A 22,376-nucleotide genomic window follows, 5' to 3' on the forward strand; every position below is an offset into this window, starting at 1 on the left:
CGGTGGCGTAGATCGTACGCGACAGAACGGCGGCGAAAGGAAAGAGAGCGGTGCGAGCCTACTGACCCAGGCGTTCGCGACTGATCGCGACGCCGGCCGGCGTGATGATGAGCTGGTCGTCGTCTTTCTGGACGATGTCGCCCCCGACCTCGTTGACGACCCGTTTGAGTTCGTCGGTGATGTGTTCCATCGTACGGTCCTGCGTGCTGTGGCGCGTGATGTCGGCCACGACGATGTCGCCGTCGTAGACGGCGTCTTTGATCTCGACGACGTCCTGTTTCTCGCCGATGCGTGCGATTCGGACCTGTCGGTCGACCTCGACCGCGTCGTCGAGGTCGTCGGCAGACAGTTCGACGTAGTCCTCGGTGGCCCGCGAAGAGCCCGACTCGCCCAGTATCTTGCTCATCAGTCCCATACCCACTGTGGGGGTCGCCGGTGGTTTAGGCTTTACGTCAGACGGAACGACTCGACCACCCGACTGTCGCCCGACCGCTTTTGCCGTTCGCGACCAACAGGGGCCTGTGACCTTCAGCATCTGCGTCCGCGAAGAGTACACGGACGAGGAGGGCGACGAACAGACCCGCTTTGGCGTCGCGGTGACGACCCGACTGGCCGCGGTCGGGACGCTGTGTCCGTTCGTCAGCGAGAACGGTGCAGTCGCGACACAGAGCCGCGTCAACGTCGACCTCGGGCGACGCGGGATCGACTACGTCGATGACGGGCTGGCCGTCGAAGATGCCTTGCAGTCGCTGCTCGACGCGGACGACGGCAAGGCAGAGCGACAGCTTCACGGCGTCGACGCCGACGGGGAGTTCGCCTTCTCCGGCGGGGAGTGTGGCGAGTGGTTCGGTCACGAGGTCGGCGACGACTACACCGTCGCGGGGAATCTGCTGACCGGTGCCGACGTGCTCACAGCCACCGCCACGGCCTACGAGGAGGGGCGCGACGGCGACGCACCGCTGGCCGAGCGGCTGATCGACGCGCTCGAAGCGGGCCACGCGGCCGGGGGCGACAAGCGTACGGAGCTAGAGGTCCAGAGCGCGGCCCTGCTGGTCGCGACGACCGAGGACCGGCCCGCGGACCCCTACTACGACGACCTGCGAGTCGACGCGACCGAGACGCCGATCGAAGACCTGCGCGAGACGTACGAACTGGCCAGAGAGAGCTACGAGCAGGCGCTGGCGAGAGCAGCGGAGAGGGCGGACGACGAGGACGAGCGTTCCGGCGAGGAGCCGGACGGCGGCGAGTCGTGATCGGTGGCGGAACGGCCGGATGGGCGATCGGACGGCGGCGTCACGCCGACTCGGCGGCCTCGTAGGTGACCTTGACCTGTGCCGTCACCGTGACCGGTCCGCTGTCGATGTCGGTGCTGGCACCGTCTCCGGCCGCGGTCGCCGTCGCTTCGGCGGCGTAGGGCCGGTAGCCCCGGTCGACGGTCGTGACGGTCTCGACGCCCTCGATCGTCAGGTCCGCCCGCTCGGCGATCGTCGTCGCCTTCGTCTCGGCGCGGTCCATCGCGCCCTCCAGGGCCTGTTCTTCGAGTTCGTTACGGCGGTCGGCCGACAGCGTGAACTCGACGTTGTCGACGTCGTTGGCACCGTTCGCGACGGCCGTGTCGATCACGGAACCGGCCTTGCTGGTGTCGTTGATGGTAATCTCGAAGGACTGGCGGGCGACGTATCGGGGCTCGGGGTCCTCCGTTTCGGAGGGCGGGCGGCGGTAGTCCTGCCCGATGTCGTACCCGTTGGTCCGCACCTGTGCGCCCTCGATGTCGGCGAGGGCGTCTCGAAGCTGGGTGACGTTGTCGGCGAGTTGCTGTCGAGCGGTCGCGGCGTCGCCGGCACGCGTCTCGACGCCGACGCGCACGACGGCCTGGTCGGGCTGGGCGCTGACCGCGCCGGTCGCGCCCACGTCGACGGTTCGGTTGTCGGTGGCAGCTGTCTGTGCGCTGTCGCCGGCACCGAGCGCGCCCGTACAGCCACTGAGGAGTACGAGCGTCGCCAGCACGGCGACCGCGGGGAGTGAACGTCGCATACACGGTCACCGACGACCCCCATCTTCAAAGCCCTCGGGGACGGTCAAAACCCAGTTTGAACGATCAGCCGGCCTGATCGACGGTCACGAAACGGATCTCCGTCGTCACGTCGCGGTCCGCGATCCGGTCGGCCACCGCGTCGATGTCGTCTGCGAGCGTCGGGAACGTCTCGCCGGGCGGGACGCCGACCGTGACGACGACGCGGGTCGGCTGCTGGAACACCGCGGTGTTGGTCTGCTGGACTTCGATCTCCAGCATCGTCGCGCCGGCCTCGGCGACGATCTCGCCGGCCTCGGATCGGATCTGTTCTTCGGTGCTGGCCCGTTCGAACGTATCGAGCGTGACGCCGCCGAGAAACGCCGAGAGGACCAGGATGGAGACGACGAGAACGCCGATCCGGGAGGCCGTGGCGCTCTTTGCCTCGTCGGTCCGGAACCACTGGCTCGGCTGGTACCCCTTGTACCACAACACGACGAGCGCCGCGAGGTTGATCGAGAGGACGTTGACGGCGAGCAACACCGCAGAGCCAAGCGAGACCAGGGGTTGGCCCCACGCCATGCCGATGCCGACCGTCGCAGCCGGCGGGATCAGCGCGACGGCGATCATCACGCCCACCAGCGCGGTCGAGACACCAGACGAGAGACTGACGACGCCCGCGACCCCCGCACCCAGCGCGACCACCAGCGAGAGGAAGTCCGGGGCGACGCGCTCGCGGATCTCCGGGATCGACGTGACGTCCGCGAGCGGCGGGATGAGATGGACCGAACGCACGAGGAAGGCAAAGAGGCCGGCGCTGACGACGGCCAGCACGAGCCCGATCAACTGGAGTTTGACGCCCCGTCGGAACATCTCCTGGTCGTCCATGACGGTGCCGACGCTGGTCGCCATCGCCGGGCCGATCAGCGGCGCGATCACCATCGAGCCGACGACGACGGCGGGCGAGTCGAGCAAGAGCCCCGCCGTCGCGATCAGCGCGCTGACGACCGTCATGACGACGTACGTCGAAAAGGCGGGTGCCATGTCGCTGGCTCTGGCAGTCAGTTCCTCGCGAGCGATCCGGTCCTCGTCTTCCTCCTCGTCGTACCGTTCCTGGAGTTCGTCGAACTGGCGGGAGATGACGGTGTTGGCGTCGACGATCACCGTGTACCCGTCCTCGTCGATCCCGACCGCTCGGAGCTGTTCGAGCACCGGCTCGACGGCCGCACTGGGCAGCGGGAAGTACGCGACGCCGGTGTACTCCCGACCGCTCGTCTCGTCGTTGACGACGTAGTCGATCCCCTCGTCGTCCAGTGCCCGGAGGATGGCGTCGCGCTTGCCCGCCGGTATCGTGACCTGTACGAGTCGCACGTCACGTGCTGTGAGCCCGAGGAGCAAAAGACGGTGGGGTCCGAGCGTCGAGCGCGACCGCCGTGGCGTCTAGTTCCCGTAGCGGTTCCGCATGTCGAGTGCGTCGACCAGCTCGGTGTTCTGTTCGAGGCTGTCCATCTGCGTGCGGAATTCGAGGTGCAGCGTGTCGAGCATCACGTCGACCAGATCGTCGACAGGCCAGTCGTACTGGCTGGGACCCGTGACGTTCCCGTAGGTCATCGAGAACTTCTGGTTGGGGTAGAGGACCCGGTACATGTACGGGTTGTCGTGGTGGGTGACACGAATGGCGTACGCCGACAGCGGCGCGTCGGTCCCCTCGAAGGGTCCCGGCTTGGCCCCGTCGGGCAGTGCCACCTCGATCACGTCGCGCTGTGGGTGGCCCACCGAGAAGTTCTTGCGCTGTGCGTTGTCGTACGAGAACTGGTCCAGCCCAGTGGCCTCTTTCGACGGGGCGACGTACCACATGATCGCGCCGTCGATCAGCAGCGGCACCTCGGTGCGGTTCTCGAAGATCAGCGACGTGTCGAACAGCCAGCCGTCGCCGTGGAGTTCGGCGGTCGCTTCCACCGGGGCGTTTGCGGTGAAACCGTCGCCGAGGCTCTCGCCCGTGACCGGGTGGACCTTCTCCGTCGTGGCCTCGATGATCGGGTTGTCGGTGTTGTTGTACTGGCTGTCGCTGACGCCGCTGCTCCACTCGACCCGGTCGGGCTGGAGGTAGTCGTCGTCGAACTGCTCGCCGCTTGGCCAGGCGTCCTGGACCAGCACCGAGGGGTCGTTGTTCGCCGCCACCGGCCCCGCGTCGGCCGTCAGGCCGCCGTCCCGTCCGCCGCCGTCGTTGAACGGGATCGGTTCGGTCTCCTCGGGCAACCCGACGACCCAGGGCATGATCCGGGCGTTGTTCTCTCGGGGCACGCCCGCCGCGTCGAACTGCTTGACCAGTTCGAGCCCGCGGTCGCCCAGCGCTCCGAGTTGCATCGAGCCGTCCCCGGCGTTGTTCTGGATCGCGTCGACGTCGGCCCCGTACTCGCTGGCGTCGCCGTTCAGCTCGTTTTTGAGCAGTCCCTGGACGCCGCCTTCGGTGTAGGTAGGGTTGAAGTCCTCGTCGTACGCGGGGTAGAACTCTTCGAGCGTCGTGCTGGCGGTGATGTCGCTGCCGTCGCCGACCTGGACCGTCGTCGTCGTGGTGGCGGTCGCGCCGCCGTCGTCGGTGACCGTCAGTTCGACGCTGTAGGCCCCCGAACCGGCGTAGGTGTGGGAGGCCGTCTCGCCGGTGGCCGTCGAGTCGTCACCGAACGCCCACTCGTAGGACGCGATCGAGCCGTCCGGATCCGAGGACTCCGAGGCGTCGAAAGAGGCCTGTTCACCGGGTGCCGGCGAAGCGGGATCGACGGAGAACGACGCCGTCGGCCCCTCGTTGACCGAGCCGACCGTGATGTCGGTGCTGGTCACGGCCGACGCGCCGCCGTCGTCGGTGACCGTCAGCTCGACGGTGTACTCGCCCGCCTCGGCGTAGGTGTGAGAGGCCGTCTCGCCGGTGGCCGTCGAACCGTCGCCGAAGTCCCACTCGTAGGACGCGATCGAGCCGTCCGCGTCCGAGGACTCAGAGGCGTCGAAGCTGACTTCCTGGCCGGGGTCCGGATTGGCCGTATCGATCGTCAGGCCCGCCATCGGCGGGGCGTTCCCGTCGATCGCGAGGTCGCCGACCATCGACTCCGGATGGACCGTACAGATGTACTCGACCATCTCCTCGGTGGCCTCGAACTCCAGGGTGCGGCTCTGGCCTTCCTGGCCGACCCGCTCGGTCGCCAGCAGCTCCTCGCCAGCGGCGTTGCGGATCACGAGATCGTGGGGGATCCCGTCGACGTTGTTGTAGGTGAACGCGTAGGACTCGCCGGAGGTCAGCGAGATCGTCGGGTTCCGCTCGCCCTCGATGGCTGCCGGTTCGGCACCGAGCCAGCCGTCGATGCTGCTGTCGATCGTGATCTGGGTCGGGTTGTCGGCGTCGCTGATCGACACCGTCGTCGACGTGCTGTCGGTCGCGCCCGCGTCGTCGGAGACCGTCAGCGTCACGGTGTAATCGCCAGCATCGGCGTAGCCGTGGGTCGCCACCTCGCCGGTGGCCGCCGAGCCGTCGCCGAAGTCCCACTCGTAGGACGCGATCGAGCCGTCCGCGTCCGAGGACTCCGAGGCGTCGAAGGTGATGTCCTCGCCGGGTGCGGGCGCGCTCGCGTCCGTCGTGAACGACGCGGTCGGTGCCTCGTTGGTGTCGCCACAGGCACCCTCGTTCTCCCAGGGACCGTACTCGCTGGAGCCGGGTTCGTCACCCGAGGTCCACCAGCTGGCTTCCCACAGATCGCCGTCGTAGGTGACCTGATCGCCGCCGGTGTAGGTCGCGTCCGCGTCCCAGGCGTCGACGCCGTCACAGCTGCCGCCGTCCGAGCCGGTACCCGAGACCGTGACGGTAGTGTCGTTCGAGTCGCTGGCACCGTCGTCGTCGGTGACGGTCAGCGAGACGGTGTAGTCGTCCGCCGTCTCGTAGGTGTGGGTGACGGACTCGCCGGTGGCCGTGGCTCCGTCGCCAAAGTCCCACTCGAAGCTCGCGAGCGAGCCGTCCGAGTCCGAGGAGCCGGCCGCGTCGAAGCTGACCGTCTCCCCGGTATCGGGCTCGGCCGGATCGACCGTGAACGAGGCGTCGGGTGCCACGTTCGACCCCTCTCCGACGGCGACGGTCTTGGTCGCCGTGGCCGGTGCCTCCTCGTCGTCTCGGACGATCAGCGTGACCGTGTACTCGCCCTCGGCGTCGAAGCTGTGGGTGACGGTCTCGCCCGTCGCGGAGTCGCCGTCGTCGAAGTCCCACTCGTAGGACGCGATCGAGCCGTCCGCGTCCGAGGACGCCGACGCGTCGAAGCTGACCGTCTCGCCCGGTGCGGGCGAGCGTACGTCCATCGTGAACGACGCCGTCGGCTCCTCGTTCTCCTCGTCACAGTCGTGCTCGCGGGTCCAGGCCCCGAGGTCGGCGTCGGGTTCTCGCTGGGTCCACCACTCGGCGGTCCACAGCGCGCCGTCGTAGACGACCTGGTCGCCGCCGCTGTAGGTTGCGCTCGAATCCCAGTCGGGCGCGTCGCAGTGGCCCGAATGTGCTGCTGCGGTCGAGCTCGCACCGAGTGCGAGCGCCGACAGTGCCGATGCTTTCCGTAACAGATCGCGTCGTGTGTGTCTCATAGTATCCCCCAAACTGCGTGCTGATTCCGCTGCGATGCCCCCCACCAACCATCAGCTTCTTTGAACCGGTACCTTTATTCTTCAAGTAGCTACGGAATATTGCTATATATAGATTTATGACTAGTATTTGTGGCCGTTTAATTAAGTCGCGTTGAGACGTGCGGGCCGGTGGCAGCCGGCCCGGCCCGTCACCTCACCGCTCGACGCCGGCCGGACCGGCCGCGAACTCGCCGCGGGCCGGTTCGGGGACGTAGTCGGCGAGGTCGGCGTCGTCGAAGTCGACGCGCTCGCCGCGTTCGGCCGCGAGATACGAGGCCGCGACGAGTTTCGCCACGTCCAGTCCGTCCCGGAGGTCCTCGCGTGCGTTCTCGCCGGCCCGGAACGCCGAGACGACGTGCTCGTTCTGGTCCAGGTAGCCGTAGGTCGCGCCCTCCTGGGGGAGCACCGGCATCTTCCCGCGGTCGGCGGCCTGTTTCTCGACGACGTAGCCCGCGCCCTCGGCCGCGCGGTCGGAGAAGAACACGTCGGTGCCCGATTCCAGCGTGTTGATCGTCCCCGAGTACTCCGGGCCGAGCAGTTCGATCGTGATCCGCAGCCCCGAGCCGACGAAACACCAGGAGTTGGTCGCCTCGCCCACCACGAGGTCGCCCTCGGGGGTCTCGTAGAAGACGCTCGCGGAGGCGTAGTCCTCGCCGGGCGTCTCGTGGTAGTCCACGTCGTACTCCGCGGCCAGCTCGGCGGCGTAGTCGTCCCGGCCCCACTTCAGCGTCGAGATGTCGCAGGTGACCGCGATCGGCTCCAGATCGTCCTCGCCGGGCCGACTGAGGAGGTGCCTGTTGACCTTGTGGGAGTGACACATCATGTCCGAGAGGACGCCGCCACCCTGCCGTTCGGGGTCCCAGAACCACGACGAGTGGGGACCCGCGTGTTCCTCGGCCGAGCGGGCGAGATACGGTCGCCCGGCACCCTCGGCGGAGTCCCACAGCAGCTCCTTCATCCGGTCGACGCCCGGCATGTACACCTGGTTTTCGAGGTAGGCGTGGTTCAGCTCGGTCTCCTCGACCAGGTCGACGATTCGCTGGGCCTCGCCGACAGTGCGGGCGAGCGGTTTCTCCATCGCGATGCCTGCGAGGTCGGCTCCGCCCTGCTGGATCTCCTCGACGATCGCCTCGACCGTCTCGACGCGGGTGTGGTTGGGCGAGGTGACCCAGACCGCGTCCACGTCTTCGTGGCCCACCAGTTCGCGCACGTCCCCCGTCGCGATCGGGTCCCCACTGCCGGCCTCGCGGCAGGCGTCCGCGACCGCCTCGGCCTTGCTGACCGTCGGGTTCATCACGCCCGTCACGTCCGCGTCGCGAATGCGTTCGAAGGTCGCCGCGTGGAACTCCCGTGTGATGAAACCGGCACCCACGAAGCCGACGCCCAGTCTGTTCGTTGCCATGGCACACGGTACGACGGGACGCGGTAAATAGATTCGTTCGATAGTCCAAACAACGGTGGCCGTACCCTACAGGTCGATCGATCGAGACACCGACGCCTCGGCGATCTCCTCGGCGGTGACCTCGCGGCCCCGTTCGGCCGAGAGGTAGATTCCCTCCATCACGAGCATGGAGTTGAGCGCGATCTCGTCGGTCCGGATCTGGTCGACCTCGCCGCGGACGGCCGCGACGAAGTGGTCGTACTGGTTCGGGCGCTCGTCGACCTCGTAGCCGCTCTCGCCCCGAATCAGTCCGTGACGGGTCTCGAAGCCGTCCACGTCGATCTCGACGGTCGTCTCGTAGTCGTTCATCGTCGTCAGGAGTTCGACCGGATCGAAGGCGATCCCGCCCTGGCTGCCGACGACGACGCCGCGCTCGTCTGGCTGGTAGGCGTGCCAGGCGGCCCGCACTTCCAGGCGAGAGCCGTCGGCCAGTCGGGCCGCGCCGGTGCCGGCGTCCTCCACGTCGTGGCCGGACTCTTCGAGACGCTTCCGGTAGAGCTCGGCGTTGTCGCCGGTCAGCTCCTCGCCGAGGCTGTCGTCGGTGTAGTCGAACGTCTGGCCGTTGACGCGCTCGACGGCGGGGTTGCCCAGCAGGTAGAGGTTGCGACCGATCTCGTAGGTGCCGATGTCGAAGACCGGCCCGCCGCCGGCCGACTCCTTCGAGACGAACGCGGGCGTCCCGTAGCCGTCGACGTACGGGCGACCACGCCGCCGAGAGTACACCGACCGGGCGAACGAGACCTCGCCGAGATCGCCCGATTCGACGAAGGTCCGTGCCGCCTGCGTCTCCGGCGTCAGCAACTCGACGTTCTGGACCGCCAGGAGCTTGTCGGCCGCATTGGCCGCGTCGACGATGTTCTCGGCGTCGGTGTAGCTGCCGGCCAGGGGCTTCTCACAGAAGACGTGCTTGTCGGCCTCGAAGGCGGCGACCGCCATCGGCTCGTGGAGGTTGTTGTGGACACAGACGTTGACCACGTCGATCTCCGGATCGTCGAGCATCGCCTCGAAGTCCTCGTAGACGTCCGGAATCCCGAACTCGTCGGCCAGCTCTCCCGCGGCCTCCGTGTCGATGTCCGCGATCGCCTTGACGGTCGCGCCGTCGACGCCTCGATACTTCCGGATGTGTTCTTCGCCTCGATTCCCCGCGCCGATGATGCCGATAGTGACTGTCTCCATGATGGTGTTCGTGTCCGGACTCGGCCGCCACTCGTCGCGACGGCGGCCCGGCGATCAACTGCGAGTGTTCGGAGTATCATCGAAGATACTGTTAAATCCACCGATGGGAACAACAGCAGGTGTTAATGTTGCCGCCGATCCGACGGGATCGGTGCGGCCTGGCTCGCGACCGGCGAGGATTTCAGGCTCCGCCGTCTACCGCGGGTATGTTCGAACAGCGACCGAACCGGGACAGCGAGATCGTCCTGGTGGGCCGGTCCAACGTCGGCAAGTCGACGCTAATGCGCGAGATCACGGGCCACAGCGTCGACACCGGTCAGAAGCCCGGCGTCACCCGCAAGCCCAACCACTTCGACTGGGCCGGTCCGGACTTCATGGTCACCGACCTCCCCGGCTTCGGGTTCATGAACGGCGTCCCCGAGGACGTGCGCGAGCAGATCAAGACCGACGTTGTCCGGTACGTCGAGGCCAACGCCGACAAGATCCTCGTCGGCATCCTCGTCCTCGACGGGAAGGCGGCCGTCGACATCATCGACCGCCACTCCGGTCCCGACGAGATCCCCCACGACGTGGAGCTGTTTCACTTCCTGCGAGACGTCGACGTCGAGCCCGTCGTCGCCGTCAACAAGATGGACAAGGTCGACGACGAGGAAGAGCGGCTAAACGACATCTGCGATCGTCTCGGCCTCTATCCGCCGTGGCAACAGTGGCAGGAGACGATCGCGCCGATCAGCGCCAAGCGGGGCACCGTCGACGCCCTCGACGAGGCCGTCCGCCACCACCTCCACGAGGCCGGGCGAGACGATCTGTTCCAGTTCTTCTAGGACCGTTCTCTGCGTCGGGTGCGCTTCGCGCACCGCTGGCGAGGTCACTCCGGGTCGAGACGCGTGACGGTGAGGTGTTCGACGGTCGACCGGGCCAGTTCTTCGGGCTGGACGCTACAGACCGTGGTGCCGACCCGGACGGGGTCGGTCAGCTCGACGCGGCGCTGGTCGAGTGGCCGCCACGACCGACCGTCCGTCGAGCAGTAGATCGTCAGCGTGTCCCCGACCCGGTCCAGGCGGTACCACGGGGCATCGAGCGACGACTCTTCGAGGTGGCGGGTCGTCCCGCCCTCCCCTCGGCTCGTCCGCCAGTCGATTTTCGTCCCGTGGCCCGCGGTGAGCCCGACGTGTCCGTACGACGCCTCGTCGTCGAGTCCGTCTCTGATCATCAGCCCGGCGGTGCTCCACTCGTTGGCACCGTCGAGGTCGGTGAACTGCCCCTCGATCCGGACCGGCCCGTCGACGCTGGCACAGCGGAAGTGAAACTCGTTCCACTCGCCGTAGATGTTCTTCCCGGAGCCGGAGACGTGCCACTCGTCGCCCTCCAGCGTCGACTCGCCCGCGACGATCACGTCCCCGACATCGATCCCGTCGGTGAGCGAGAACGTCTCTTCGGCGGTCGGCACGACCGAGGGATCGGAGACCACGAGCGCGTTCCGGAGTTCGACGCGGGCCCCACCGGCCCAACTCTCCGTGAGAGAGAGCTCCCAGTTGCGCTGTTCGGCGATGTTCGTGACGATGCTCAGCCCCGTTCCGGTGCCGGTTCTGGTCGTCGTGTACCCGTCTTCGAGGACGCGCTCGCGTTCGGCCTCGGGGATGCCGGGGCCGTCGTCGGCGACGTACAGCCCGCCGGATGGCAGCGGCCCGACGCGGACGGTCACGCCAGAGCAGCCGTGGTCGACCGCGTTCTTGAGCAGGTTTTCGAGGACCGGCCGGATGCTCGACCGAGGCGCGTTGACGACGGCGTCCGCCCCGAACTCGATCTCCAGCGACGCGGCGTCGAAGCCGACCAGTTCCCACACGTCCTCGAGGAGGTCGGACAGCGACACCGGACTCGACTGTCCGACGCCGACCCCCTCGGGCGAGAGCGACGAGTTCTCCAGGACCGTCTGCGTGAGATCGTCGAGGATCTCGTCGATGCGCGTGATCGCCTCGCTGGCCTGTTCGAGCGTCGTCACGTCGCCGGTCTCGCGGGCCAGGGCGATCCGGCCGCTGGCGATCTGAATGGGGCTCTTCACGTCGTGTCGGATCGACCGGACGAACTCCTCCATCCGTTCGTCCTGGCACTTCAGGCGCTCGCGTCGCTCGACGATCTCCGTGACATCGCGAGTCCAGCCGACGAGTCCGACGACCTCGCCGTCGTGTTTCCAGGGCAGTTTCGTCGTCCACGACCAGTGGGTGCCGTCGGGCGTCGTGTAACTCGCCTCCTTGTCGTAGATCGGTTCGCCCTCCTCGATGACCCGGAGATCGTCCTCGTAGGACGCGAGGGTGTTGTCCGACTCTCCGTACACCTCCACGTCGGTTTTGCCGATGAACTCCTCGGAGCTGAAATCGCCCGGACTCGTCGACTTGCGGAGGTGACGAGCCGCGCGGTCCTTGACGTACACCGCGCCCTCGACGCCGTCGAGAATCGCCCTGAACATGCTACTCTCAGCGGCCTGGTCGCGGCGGCGTTCGTACCGGTCGACGGCGGCGGCGAGGCGATCGGGCAGGTCGTCCTCGTCGAGGACGATCTCGCTCGCACCGACCTGCGTGGCGCGTGCTGCCGTCCGACCGGCCGAGTCATCGAGCGACAGGAGGATGGGGCGGTGCTCGTCGACCGCGTGAATCCGTTCACACGCCTCGACGACCGACGCGTCGGTCGGGGCTGCCGTCACCAGCACGCAACCCACGTCGCGGCGGTCCGACAGCGTCGCGAGTGCGGCCTCGACGCTGTCGACGACGACGACGACCTCGTCGAACGAACCCGCCGAGCCAGACCGGACTTGAGCCACCGCCCGCTCGCGTCCGCCGACCACGAGAACCGTGGTCGGGTCACTCAGTAAGTCGTCCATCAGTCACCAGTTCCGAGTGAGAGCACCAGCCGACGCGTCTTAATTCCCAGCTTTTCTTTCGATAATCGGACGTAGTATGAAGGATTCTCGTTCTGAAACGGACCGGAAACGAGGTGCAGCGTCCGTCGATGACGGCCCGGAACGCCGACCCGAATCCGTGACGGCGACAGCGACGCCACTGTGACAGGCAGTGCGAGACGGGCGAAAGACGAGGGCGACCGAGACGGTCGCCACGAACGCACCCGCTGCGCTCGCCGTGCGGGCCCGGCGAGAAGTAGTCCGGTGTCAGGCGACGTTGAATCCCTTATCGCGCAGGAAGTCCTCGACGCGACCCGTGTGGTTCCCCTGGAGTTCGATCTGACCGTCCTCGACGGTCCCGCCGCAGGCGAACTTGGACTTGAGATCCGACGACAGGCTGTCCATGTCCACGTCCGATGGATCGAACCCTTCGATGATCGTTACCTCCTTACCGTAACGGCGCTCGTCGATGCGGATGTTGATCTCCTGAGACTCCTTGGCCACGTCTTCGCAGACGCAGAGTTCCTCAGGGAGCCCGCACGTCGAGCAGACTTCCGACATTACACTGCGGGCTACGAAATCAACGTATTAAATACTGTCGGGGTTATTTCGCCGTGCCACGCGAGCGAACGATCTCGTCGACGAGCGAGACGGCCCGATCGGCCGCCGCCTCGTCGACCGTGCCGGCGTAGCGAGCCCGTTCTCTGATCGATGCCACCTCGCGTGCGCGCTCGTCGGCGTCGACGGCGTCGAGATACGCTCGGACGGTCTCCTCGGCACGGCGCGGCCGGTCGTGTTCGCGCCCCAGATGGTACACGAGCCGCTGAAAGGCCCGCTCGGCGTCTCGCTCGGGGGTCGACCGGGGCTGGTAGTAGAGCCACACGCCCCGGTAGACGCGCCGGCCCAGATCGCTCCGGCGCACGCCGATCACGGTCCCGACGATCGCGAGCAGTCCCAGTGCCGCCTCCCGACGGGACGGCAGCGAACTGGTCGGGCCGGGCCGGTCCGTCGTCGCACCGACAGTGTCGGTGGGGGACTCGCCGACCCGCGTCGCGGTCGAGATGCTGTCTTCCGGGTTGACGCCGGGACGACTCTGGGGACCGAGCGGCGTTCCCCCGGCGTCGGTATCGTTGTCGACCGGCGTGAGCGGCTGTGGGGTCGCCGTCGGCGTCGGCGACCACTCCGGGCCGCCGCTCTCGTTGGTGTCGACGGACGGGCGGTCTCGTTCGCGGGCCGACTCGACGTTCCGGTCGCGGGCGCTCTCTCGGTCGCTGGCCGGCGTCGGGTCGAACCGGACCCAGCCGTACTCTTCGAAGTAGACCTCGACCCAGGCGTGGGCGTTCTGTCCGCGCACGACCCATCGATCCTCGGCGACCCGTTCGCCGGACGTGTAGCCGACGGCCATCCGCGCCGGGATGTCCTGTGTCCGCAGCATCGTCGCCATCGTCGTCGCGTAGTAGGTGCAGTAGCCGGCCGACATCTCGAAGAGGAAGGCGTCGGCGACGTTACCGTCGGGACGGCGCACGTCCAGCGAGTACTCGCGGTTGTTCTCCAGCCAGTTTTCGATCGTCAGCGCCGTCTCGTAGGGCGTACGCGCGTCGCGTGTGAGCCGCTCGGTCCGCTCGCCGACGCGGTCGGGCGTGCTCGCGGGCAGTTGCGTGTACGTCTCGTTGACTCGCGCGGGGTAGGCACGCGTGGTGTCGTTGAGCTGGGCGGGCGTGGCCGCGGGGACGGCACTGGTGACGCGATAGCTGTCGCCCTCTCGAATGGGTGCGCCGGTCGCGAGGCCCCCGTCGCCGCCGACGCGTGTGGCGGGGTTGCCACGGCTCTGGATCGGCTTCCAGGCCGCCGGCATCACCCCGGCGTCCGTTTCGGCCCGGAAGCGCTGCTCGACGATCCGGGTCGGGCCGGGCGGCTCGTCGAGTCGGTCACCGCCGTACGCGCGGCTGTTGGTCTGACTGACCCACCCGTCACCGGTGTACCGGTCGAAGCTCCCGATCCGCCAGTAACGAGGCTCGCTGCTGGTGACGGTAAAGCGGACCTCGGGCGAGAGGCTGATCGAGCCCTGGACCGAGAGCTGGTCGCCGCTCTGGAGGAGACTCGCCTCGACCGTGTCCGAGCCGGTGCCGTCGACGTTCAGCGACAGCCCCGCAGTGGCGGGGACGACCGACACCAGCGACGGGACGACGACCATCAGCGCGGCCGTCACGAGGATCGTCTCGGCGTCGACGATCGGTTCGCCGCGGCGGTCGAAGTCGCCAAAGCCAAGCGCCGCCACCGCGGCGACGACGCCCGACAGCGTCGTCAGCAGGTCGGCGTCGCCGGTCAGGACCAGGAACCCCAGCGTCCCGCCCGCCGCGGCGACGGACAGGGCATAGCGGCGTCGCATCGCGAAGTACCACGTCAGGAAGGTGGGCGCGGGCGTGACACCGAGCACCCACGCCCGAATGTTGGTGATCCGCAGGAGCGTGTTGCCAGTCAGCAAGGAGAGCGTGTCGGTCAGCAACTCCCCGATCCGCGGCGAGCCGCTCAGTTGCTGGACGTACCACCAGAGCCCGACCAACAGGAGGACGCCGCCGAGCGCGACGGCACTGCGCGGGGGCAGGAGACGGGCCAGCACCGTCGCGGCGACCAGCGAGGCGGCGACGACCGCCAGAAACCGCGACGGGAGCCCGACCACGTCGATGAAGAAGTACAGCACTTGCAGCGTCGAGAGGAGCATCGCCGCGACCGCGACCAGCGCCGCAGTCCGGGTCCGTCCGGGGACGCCGTCGACGGCGGGCCAGCCGAGCCCCAGCCGACCTGCCGTGCTCACGAGACACCCTCCGCGACCAGCGGATTGTCGCGCGTGGTCGTCAGTTCCGTCAGTTCGTGGACGGCGTCGCCGAGCGAGACGGTCACGCCCGTGGCGTCGGCACGGACGCGTACGTCGGCCCGGTTCCAGGCGGTCTCGTCGACGTCGCCGCTGCTCGTCCGCGCGAGGAGTTCGAGCGCCCGCTGGCGGTGGCGCTGGCCGCCGCCCGCCTCGATCGAACCGGCCGGGACCGTCATCGCGGTGGTCAGCCCCGCTCGGAGCGCGCCGACGAGGACCGTCGCCGCGCCAGCGGCCATCTCGTCGGCGTGACCCTCGGTCGACCGTGCCGCGATCGAGATCCCCTCGCCGCCGACGGGATCGGAGAACTCCGTCACCAGCAGGTCGTCGTGTTTGGCGCTCGACTTCCAGTGGACGTCTCGCAGCGAGTCGCCGGGCACGTACTCGCGGAGTCGGTCGAACTCGCTGCGCTGGCCGCTGTCCAGTCCCAGCGTCCGCTCGAAGGTCGCGCCGCCCAGTGAGTAGACCGCCGGATAGACGACGACCTCCGTGCGCTCGGTGACCTCGTGGCGCTGTTCGACCAGCCCGAGCACGTCCCGGACGGCGACGGTCGTCCGGGAGAGTTCGTAGACCCCGCGTGCGTCGTACCTGAGGTCGTAGCTGACCGTCGCCGGCAGCGTCCGCTCGAATTCGGCCGCCGCCGACAGGCCGTCGGCGAGCCCCTCGGTGATCGTCGCGACGCCGCGTCCCTCGACCGTCAGCGAGACGGTCCGGGACTCGCCGGGAAAGCCACGACGGGGTTGGCTGCGCTCGACCGTCGGTGCCCCCGCCCGTGTCACCTGGAGCGCGCCGACCGCGAGGGCGATCGACAGCGGCGCGGCGACGGCGTTTAGCGACCGCGGGCCCGACAGCCACGCCATCGTCACTGCCAGTCCCACGACGGCGAGCGTCGCGGCGCCGCGGCGTGTCGGTCTCATTCTTCGATCGGGACAGTGTCGAGAGCCGTCCGGACCAGCCCCGCGCCGGTCTGTTCGGCGGTGTCGGTTCGGATGCGGTGGGGCAACACGACGCGTGCTTCCGCGCGCACGTCGTCGGGGACGACGTAGTCTCTGCCGTCCAGTACCGCGCGGGCCTGTGCCGCCCGCAAGAGCGCGATGCTCCCGCGCGGGCTCACGCCCAGTTGGCCGTGTTCGCGGGTGTAGCGTGCCAGCCGCGTCGCGTACTCGCGAAGCGGCGCTTCGATCGTCACGTCCGAGACCGTCCGCTGAGCCCGGCGAAACTCCTCGACGCTGGCGACCGGCGAGAGGCGCTCGATCGGGTGGTCGCTGACGACGCGAGCGAGCATGGCCGCCTCGTCGTCGGCGCTGGGGTAGCCGAGGTGGAGCTTCTTCATGAAGCGGTCCAGCTCCGCCATCGGGAGCGCGTATGTCCGGTTCTGCTCGACGGTGTTCTGGGTCGCGATGACGGTGAACGGATCTGGCACGTCCCGCGTATCCCCGTCGACCGTGACCTGCTCTTCTTCCATCGCTTCCAGCAGCGCCGACTGGGTCTTGGGCGGCGCGCGGTTGATCTCGTCGCCCAGGACGACGTTCGCGAAGATCGGTCCCTCCTGGAAGGTGAACGTCTCGGTCTGCTGGTTGTACACGTTGACGCCCGTCACGTCCGACGGCAACAGATCCGGCGTGAACTGGACGCGCTTGAAGCTACCGTCGAAGGAGGCCGCGACGGCCTTCGCCAGCATCGTCTTGCCGACGCCGGGAACGTCCTCCAGTAGGATATGGCCCCGCCCCAGCATCGCGGTCAGGATGTGCTCGATCTCCTCGTGGTGGCCGACGATGACCCGCTCGACGTTCTCGATGACCTGGGTCGCGACTCGGTTCGCCTCGCCGAGGGCAGAGTCGGAGTGGGACCCTCGTGATGTGTCGGTATCTGTCATTGTTGTCAGTGTCCACCGCAGGCGCGCTGTCACGGGACCACGCCCCGGCAGTGGCCCCGTCGGCGGACGGCCTGGGACTGCCGTCGCCGGGCGCGATGCCGGTCGTGGCCCCTCCTTAGGGATCAGCGCTTGTAATACTGCTGCCTGTTACCACGACACGCATACGACCGCAGACAGACGACACGGTCCGCCAGACCGTCGAGCTACCACTCCTTGCAGTCGGGACAGACCAGCCCGTCCTCGCCCTGCCAGCGGTACGAAACCGAGGCCCCACACCGGCAGCAGGGCTCGCCGTCGGGCGACCAGGCCGCCGTCGTCACTGCCGGCTCGACGCCGTCCGGTGACACCCGACCGCCGTCGTCGCCCGCCTGCTCGTTCCCACTCGTCGACGACTCGTCTCGGGGCTCGTCGTCCGTGGCGTCGCCGACGAAGTCCGTCAGCGAGGCGTCGTCACTCATACCAACCCGTTGGGACGGGCGAACATTGGACCTGTCGGTGGGGACCGAACCGCGCCCGGACCCGCCGACAGCGATTTCGGCCCCGACGACCTCCGACGAGACGTGCCCGCGACAGTACGTCGAGACGCACTGCTGGCCGCCCTCGCGTCGGCCGGACTGCTCGCGCTGTTGGTCGCCGAACGAGCGGTCGACGCGCTCACCGCCCCGGCGGCGATCGCCAGCGGCGTCGCGGTGGCGCTACTGGTCGAAGTCGCGTTCCTGCGATCGACGGCGGTCGCGCGCCTGTGGACGCGCCCGGCGATCCAGCTGGGCTCGGCGGGCGGGCTCCTCGCCGTTGGACTGGCCGGCTACGCGCTCGCCGGGCCACTCGTCGTGGCGGCGCTGTCCTGGGGACTGGTCACCTACTTCGCCCTGCTCTGTGTGCTCCTGGCGAGCGGTCGCCGTCCGACGACCGAGTGACGGACGGCGGCGGCCGAAAGAGCTTTGTCGTGGTACCGGGTACCACGGGTGATGATCGACGGCTCTACGTGCCCGAACTGCGGCGGCCACGTCTCCACGACCAACGGCACCGACTACGAGTGTGACGACTGCGGGAGCGAGTTCGACACCGCCGACCTCTTTCTGCCCTGATCCCCGACAGTTTTGCCGACGCCCGACCAAGCGATGAGCGATGGTCACGTTCGCCCCGCCGAACACGACGATATCTCGGCGATACAACGCGTCGCCCGAGAAACCTGGCACGCCGCCTACGACCCCGTCCTCGGCCCCGAAGCCGTCGACGCGACGGTCGAGGAGTGGTACGCCGAGTCGGTCGTCGCCGACGGCATCGCGAACGACGCGACCGCCTACCTCGTCGCGGTCGACGACGGCGTCGTCGGGTACGCCTTCGGCGGCCAGATCGAAGCCGACCTCGCCGGCCTGTCGGCGATCTACGTCCAGCCCGACCGCTGGGGCGCGGGCATCGGACACCGACTGTTCGTCGCCCTCACCGACCGGCTCCGAGAGCGCGGCCCCGAACGGCTCCAGATCCGCGTGCTCGCGGCCAACGACCGAGCACGAACGTTCTACGAGCGCCACGGCGCGACCCTCGCCGACCGCCAGCAGATCACGCTCGCCGAGGTTCCTGTCGACAAAGTGACCTACGAACGACCGCTGTGAGTCGCCGCGCGCTTTCGAAATCCTTTTTGATACCCTCGGCGTCGTCCCGAATGCGCGCCGCCTTAGCTCAGACTGGGAGAGCACTCGACTGAAGATCGGGCTGTCCCCGGTTCAAATCCGGGAGGCGGCATTTTCCTGCGACCGAAGGGAGCAGTGAAAATGCTCCCGAGCGGATTTGAACTAGACCGAGATTCTGCGAGCGGAGCGAGCAGGGTCTCGGGCGTAGTTCACAATCCGGGAGGCGGCATACCCTTCTCGGTTTACATGCCGGAACGACATTCCCCCTTAGCCGGGGGTCTGTCCGGGGGTGGTCAGCGTGACCGATTCCGACCCCGTAGAACGCGACGACGGAGTCGATTCTCCCGACGCGAACCTCAGGGAAGAGAGCCTCGAAACTACGGTCAGGCGCTGTCTGCACGGATGGACGCACTCTCGAAGCAAGTCTCGGGGCTCCGCGAGGAACGACACGACGAGCGAGAGCAACGAGACGAGTTAGAGGACGAGCTGGACGCGCGCGACGAGCGAGTCGACGAACTCGAAGCGGAAGTCGCGCGACTGGACGCACGAGCGGTGGTGAAAGAGGAGAGCGACTACGACGATGTCGACGCCGACGAGCACCGCAAGGAGATCGAAGCCATCGCGCTGCAGCTCTTCGGCGGCTGGGCACACGAGTATCCCGACGGAAGCCGCGACCGCGGCGACTGGCACATGCTCCTACTCGGGGACCCCGGCTGTGGGAAGTCCACGTTCCTCCGCTACGTCGATCAGATCGCACCGCGGTCGACCTACGCCTCGGGGAAGGGTGCGACGGCGGCAGGCATGACCGCGGCGGCGGTCGCTGACGACTTCGGAGATACAGAATGGGGGCTGGAAGCCGGTGCGCTGGTGCTGGCCGACGGCGGGATCGCCTGCGTCGACGAGATCGACAAGATGCAGTCCGATGCAGTGTCCTCGATGCACGACGCTCTGGAGAGCCAGCAGGTCCACGTCAACAAGGCGGGGATCAACGCCACGCTGAACGCTCGCACCTCGTTACTGGCGGCAGGGAACCCGAAGAACGGCCGCTTCGAGCGCTACCGTCCGAAGGGCGAACAGATCGACATGGGGCCGACGCTCCTCTCCCGGTTCGACCTGATGTTCATGATGTCCGATCAGCCCGATCGGGAAGACGACGCCGAAGTCGTCGAGTACATGCTCCAGAGTCGGCAGGCTGCCGGTCGGCATACCCGTGGGGAGGAGCTGAGTGACGAGGAACAGCAACGGGTCGAACCGGCGATCGATCGAGCGGTGATGCGGGCCTACGTTGCTTACGCCAAGCAGACCTGCCGTCCGATCATCGAGGATGAGGAGGTTGCGGAGCGACTGAAGCAGTTCTTTGTCGAGTTCCGAGCGAGTGCTGGTGAACAAGATGACGATTCGCCGATTCCGCTGACGTTCAGGAAGGTCGAGGCCATACAGCGGCTGGCAGAGTCCAGTGCACGGGTTCGGCTTTCGGATATCGTGGAGATTGAGGATGTAGAGAGGGCAATTATGCTTGTGACGAAGTCGATGAAGCAGGTGGGGTACAATCCTGAGGAAGGTGAGTTTGATGCAGATATTATCGAGACAGGACAGTCGAAAAGTCAACGAGAACGGCGTGAGACAATTCTGGCTATTGTAGAGGAACTGGATGGGGCGACAGTGGAAGAGATTGCTCAGAGAGTGGAATTCGACCAACAGTTACTCAAGCACGATATTGAAATTCTGAAGGAGGCGGGAAGGATTCATCTAATGGACGGCAAGTTCCGGAAAGCGTAGCAGGCAGTGTGATCGTACTATATCTGAGTTCCTTTTTTATTGTGTCTTGGAATAGATCGCAGGGTGATAAGTTCTCTTAAGTATTATATGCGGTGTCCAATGTTTAGGAGATATGGAGCATAATTACGAACCAGTCAAACTAAAACGGATAGGTACAGGATCAAGTTTTCAATCAAGATATGACCTGACCCGGAATCGATTATCTAATAATAATATTGATTCTTTACAAGATGCTGTCGAAAAGTTGCGCAAGACTATCTCAAAAGCCGGATCATTAAATATCATAAAGGAATTGTCATTACACGAAACGATTCGTTCTGCGATATTGCATTCTCTAAATATTGACACTGGAATCCCGCCAGCAATGGTGGAGTACCTGTTTGGCGTTTGTACAACTATCGAACCGACTTCAGGTAACACTGATATTGGGTTCTATGATGTTATAGATGCGCTCTCGCTTGTGGAGGATAGGCTTCGGTTTGAAAATTTGAAAAATCTGGATGATGCAGAGACAATCGAAGAAAAGCAACAATCATTTATACAAATCCAATTGATGGAAAAAGAAATATCTACGGGTCCATTTGTACATGGTCGGCAAAGACGAGAATATGCTCGGAGAGTTCTGGGGAAGTGCGATAATTATATTGTGGATATATTAGACATATCTGTGACAGACTCTATTCTGTCTGCCGATCTCTTGGGAGAAGTAATGGGGCAGCATATTCAGCAAACAATCCTACAGGCTCTACAAGGACTAATTCAAAAAGGAGCTCAATCAGACATCATCTCTCATTCTGAGGTTCTTAGTAAGCAAAAACCAGATAAAGAATTATTCCGTCTTGTATTGGAATACGATAGACAGAGGTTAGATCCAATCAATAATTCCGATGGCTTTTCTGAAGAGAAGGATGTCCTATTTGGTAATTTATCGTCCCATGTCAAAAAAGTAGGTATCGAAAAAGAAGCTGTGAAGCAAGCGCTGAATTCTAGTACAGTGCCATATGACACTTTCTTGGAAGAATTTGGAATATCGATTGGAGAATACAAGAGTGATCCGGCAGATTTATCTGGTTCCATTAATAAATTTGATTATCCTTTTGACCATAATCCGTTACATGAATATCCAATTCTTGTTGATCGAGAGGGAAAAATATATCATGGACCTTCAAATTCGTTGTATTATTCTCTCTCAACAAGGCCCTATTACGAGCTTTTAGATTCAGAATATAAAGATGAAGCGGATGAACTGATAGGGGAAGGGAACGAAATCTGGGTTCTTGAATGTCTGGACAGAATCTCAGACGAAAATGTGGAAATAATCCATAGTGCCGAATACGATTACAAAGATGGAGAATCAGATTTTGTCTTGATATACGATGATACTTTAGTTGTACTTGAGTGTAAGACTAGAGGTCCAAAATTGGAGACAAGGAAAGGCCCATTCGGGGATTTTAATGAGATTCAAGCAAATCTCTCAGATATTATTTCTGGTCCATATGAGCAGGCTACGAAACTGATTAATGCGATTCGAGAAGGTGAAATAGACGAAATCAAAACTGGCTATGGGACAAGACAGTTGTCGGATGATGATTTTGACTCATATATTCCCGGAGTGATCTTAGCCCGTTCTCTCAACGCAGTTGGAACTACATTATACCCCGACGCTGTAGAGTTCAATAATGAGCTTCCATTTGTCACTGATTTATACAGTTTTCAAACAATATGTCGGCATGTCCAAGGGAGCAGTGGATTTTTGGATTATCTCGAACGTCGAGTGGCCGTAGCAGAGCAGGGACGGGTGTTTAGCGTAGACGAACTGGACTACGTCGGTGCATACCTTGATAGCAATCTTTCATTTCCTGAGGCACCATCAGAATGCCTGATCGATATTATCGATTCAGGTAGTCATCTCGACCGGACTTACGAATCGGATATCGATGGGCTACCCAATGAAGATATTCCTCGCCTTTAAACGTCGATATTAGTACTGCAGTTTTGTCCCAGTTCATCAAGAACCACGACACGCGACCTGCCATAT

18 protein-coding genes and 1 tRNA gene are annotated in these 22,376 nt (G+C 65.0%); 7 read left to right on the forward strand and 12 right to left on the reverse strand.

The window, feature by feature from the left end:
• Positions 1-58 precede the first annotated feature (58 nt).
• Complete coding sequence (locus HMUK_RS02920; RefSeq protein WP_015761598.1) at positions 59-415, reverse strand: cell division protein SepF; 357 nt, start codon at positions 413-415, stop codon at positions 59-61.
• Positions 416-521: 106 nt separating this feature from the next.
• Between HMUK_RS02920 and HMUK_RS02925 the strand changes: the two genes are divergently transcribed.
• On the forward strand, positions 522-1,253 hold the full coding sequence (locus HMUK_RS02925) for a DUF1028 domain-containing protein (RefSeq protein WP_015761599.1): 732 nt from the start codon (positions 522-524) through the stop codon (positions 1,251-1,253).
• Positions 1,254-1,293: 40 nt separating this feature from the next.
• On the opposite strand, the gene HMUK_RS02930 is transcribed toward HMUK_RS02925, so the two are convergent.
• The 5 genes from HMUK_RS02930 to HMUK_RS02950 all read right to left on the reverse strand — a co-directional run bounded on the left by HMUK_RS02930 (position 1,294) and on the right by HMUK_RS02950 (position 9,281).
• Entirely contained in the window at positions 1,294-2,034 is a 741-nt protein-coding gene (locus HMUK_RS02930) for an SIMPL domain-containing protein (protein ID WP_015761600.1), read from the reverse strand.
• Between the two features lie 64 nt (positions 2,035-2,098).
• Entirely contained in the window at positions 2,099-3,382 is a 1,284-nt protein-coding gene (locus tag HMUK_RS02935; RefSeq protein ID WP_015761601.1) for a TIGR00341 family protein, read from the reverse strand.
• 69 nt (positions 3,383-3,451) lie between these two features.
• The gene (locus HMUK_RS02940) at positions 3,452-6,625 is read right to left on the reverse strand and encodes a PKD domain-containing protein (RefSeq protein WP_015761602.1); all 3,174 of its coding nucleotides are present in this window, start codon (positions 6,623-6,625) and stop codon (positions 3,452-3,454) included.
• A 193-nt stretch (positions 6,626-6,818) separates the two neighbouring features.
• Positions 6,819-8,066 (reverse strand): Gfo/Idh/MocA family protein, encoded by a 1,248-nt coding sequence (locus tag HMUK_RS02945; RefSeq protein WP_015761603.1) that lies wholly within the window; start codon positions 8,064-8,066, stop codon positions 6,819-6,821.
• A 66-nt stretch (positions 8,067-8,132) separates the two neighbouring features.
• Complete coding sequence (locus HMUK_RS02950) at positions 8,133-9,281, reverse strand: Gfo/Idh/MocA family protein (RefSeq protein WP_015761604.1); 1,149 nt, start codon at positions 9,279-9,281, stop codon at positions 8,133-8,135.
• 206 nt (positions 9,282-9,487) lie between these two features.
• Between HMUK_RS02950 and engB the strand changes: the two genes are divergently transcribed.
• Positions 9,488-10,105 (forward strand): GTP-binding protein EngB, encoded by a 618-nt coding sequence (engB, locus tag HMUK_RS02955; RefSeq protein WP_015761605.1) that lies wholly within the window; start codon positions 9,488-9,490, stop codon positions 10,103-10,105.
• Between the two features lie 44 nt (positions 10,106-10,149).
• Here the strand turns inward: engB and HMUK_RS02960 are convergent, their stop codons facing one another.
• The 6 genes from HMUK_RS02960 to HMUK_RS02985 all read right to left on the reverse strand — a co-directional run bounded on the left by HMUK_RS02960 (position 10,150) and on the right by HMUK_RS02985 (position 17,383).
• On the reverse strand, positions 10,150-12,159 hold the full coding sequence (locus HMUK_RS02960; RefSeq protein ID WP_015761606.1) for an ATP-binding protein: 2,010 nt from the start codon (positions 12,157-12,159) through the stop codon (positions 10,150-10,152).
• 285 nt (positions 12,160-12,444) lie between these two features.
• Positions 12,445-12,738, reverse strand: a complete 294-nt coding sequence (gene yciH, locus HMUK_RS02965; protein ID WP_015761607.1) for a stress response translation initiation inhibitor YciH — start codon at positions 12,736-12,738, stop codon at positions 12,445-12,447.
• Between the two features lie 43 nt (positions 12,739-12,781).
• On the reverse strand, positions 12,782-14,992 hold the full coding sequence (locus tag HMUK_RS02970; RefSeq protein WP_015761608.1) for a transglutaminase family protein: 2,211 nt from the start codon (positions 14,990-14,992) through the stop codon (positions 12,782-12,784).
• A complete protein-coding gene (locus tag HMUK_RS02975) occupies positions 14,989-15,966 on the reverse strand; it encodes a DUF58 domain-containing protein (protein ID WP_015761609.1) in 978 nt (325 codons plus the stop codon). The genes HMUK_RS02970 and HMUK_RS02975 overlap by 4 nt, the downstream gene beginning before the upstream one ends.
• Entirely contained in the window at positions 15,963-16,925 is a 963-nt protein-coding gene (locus tag HMUK_RS02980) for an AAA family ATPase (RefSeq protein WP_015761610.1), read from the reverse strand. The genes HMUK_RS02975 and HMUK_RS02980 overlap by 4 nt, the downstream gene beginning before the upstream one ends.
• Before the next feature lie 203 nt (positions 16,926-17,128).
• On the reverse strand, positions 17,129-17,383 hold the full coding sequence (locus HMUK_RS02985) for a DUF7573 domain-containing protein (protein ID WP_015761611.1): 255 nt from the start codon (positions 17,381-17,383) through the stop codon (positions 17,129-17,131).
• A 102-nt stretch (positions 17,384-17,485) separates the two neighbouring features.
• On the opposite strand from HMUK_RS02985, the gene HMUK_RS02990 reads away from it, so the two are divergent.
• The 5 genes from HMUK_RS02990 to HMUK_RS16595 all read left to right on the forward strand — a co-directional run bounded on the left by HMUK_RS02990 (position 17,486) and on the right by HMUK_RS16595 (position 22,310).
• Positions 17,486-17,842 (forward strand): hypothetical protein, encoded by a 357-nt coding sequence (locus tag HMUK_RS02990; protein WP_015761612.1) that lies wholly within the window; start codon positions 17,486-17,488, stop codon positions 17,840-17,842.
• A 204-nt stretch (positions 17,843-18,046) separates the two neighbouring features.
• Entirely contained in the window at positions 18,047-18,541 is a 495-nt protein-coding gene (locus tag HMUK_RS02995) for a GNAT family N-acetyltransferase (protein ID WP_015761614.1), read from the forward strand.
• 56 nt (positions 18,542-18,597) lie between these two features.
• Positions 18,598-18,671, forward strand: a tRNA-Phe gene (locus tag HMUK_RS03000).
• Positions 18,672-18,961: 290 nt separating this feature from the next.
• Positions 18,962-20,338 (forward strand): ATP-binding protein, encoded by a 1,377-nt coding sequence (locus tag HMUK_RS03005; protein WP_015761615.1) that lies wholly within the window; start codon positions 18,962-18,964, stop codon positions 20,336-20,338.
• A 112-nt stretch (positions 20,339-20,450) separates the two neighbouring features.
• The gene (locus HMUK_RS16595) at positions 20,451-22,310 is read left to right on the forward strand and encodes an NERD domain-containing protein (RefSeq protein WP_015761616.1); all 1,860 of its coding nucleotides are present in this window, start codon (positions 20,451-20,453) and stop codon (positions 22,308-22,310) included.
• Positions 22,311-22,376 lie beyond the last annotated feature (66 nt).

The sequence above is a fragment of the Halomicrobium mukohataei DSM 12286 genome (genome assembly GCF_000023965.1).
Classification (GTDB): Archaea; Halobacteriota; Halobacteria; order Halobacteriales; family Haloarculaceae; genus Halomicrobium; species Halomicrobium mukohataei.

Excerpts from the sequence above, each read along its gene's own strand:
- HMUK_RS02920 (WP_015761598.1), bottom strand. The coding sequence starts at position 415 with ATGGGACTGATGAGCAAGATACTGGGCGAGTCGGGCTCTTCGCGGGCC.
- HMUK_RS02930 (WP_015761600.1), bottom strand. The coding sequence starts at position 2,034 with ATGCGACGTTCACTCCCCGCGGTCGCCGTGCTGGCGACGCTCGTACTC.
- HMUK_RS02940 (WP_015761602.1), bottom strand. The coding sequence starts at position 6,625 with ATGAGACACACACGACGCGATCTGTTACGGAAAGCATCGGCACTGTCG.
- HMUK_RS02945 (WP_015761603.1), bottom strand. The coding sequence starts at position 8,066 with ATGGCAACGAACAGACTGGGCGTCGGCTTCGTGGGTGCCGGTTTCATC.
- HMUK_RS02950 (WP_015761604.1), bottom strand. The coding sequence starts at position 9,281 with ATGGAGACAGTCACTATCGGCATCATCGGCGCGGGGAATCGAGGCGAA.
- engB (WP_015761605.1), top strand. The coding sequence starts at position 9,488 with ATGTTCGAACAGCGACCGAACCGGGACAGCGAGATCGTCCTGGTGGGC.
- HMUK_RS02960 (WP_015761606.1), bottom strand. The coding sequence starts at position 12,159 with ATGGACGACTTACTGAGTGACCCGACCACGGTTCTCGTGGTCGGCGGA.
- yciH (WP_015761607.1), bottom strand. The coding sequence starts at position 12,738 with ATGTCGGAAGTCTGCTCGACGTGCGGGCTCCCTGAGGAACTCTGCGTC.
- HMUK_RS02975 (WP_015761609.1), bottom strand. The coding sequence starts at position 15,966 with ATGAGACCGACACGCCGCGGCGCCGCGACGCTCGCCGTCGTGGGACTG.
- HMUK_RS02980 (WP_015761610.1), bottom strand. The coding sequence starts at position 16,925 with ATGACAGATACCGACACATCACGAGGGTCCCACTCCGACTCTGCCCTC.
- HMUK_RS02985 (WP_015761611.1), bottom strand. The coding sequence starts at position 17,383 with ATGAGTGACGACGCCTCGCTGACGGACTTCGTCGGCGACGCCACGGAC.
- HMUK_RS02995 (WP_015761614.1), top strand. The coding sequence starts at position 18,047 with ATGAGCGATGGTCACGTTCGCCCCGCCGAACACGACGATATCTCGGCG.
- HMUK_RS03005 (WP_015761615.1), top strand. The coding sequence starts at position 18,962 with ATGGACGCACTCTCGAAGCAAGTCTCGGGGCTCCGCGAGGAACGACAC.
- HMUK_RS16595 (WP_015761616.1), top strand. The coding sequence starts at position 20,451 with ATGGAGCATAATTACGAACCAGTCAAACTAAAACGGATAGGTACAGGA.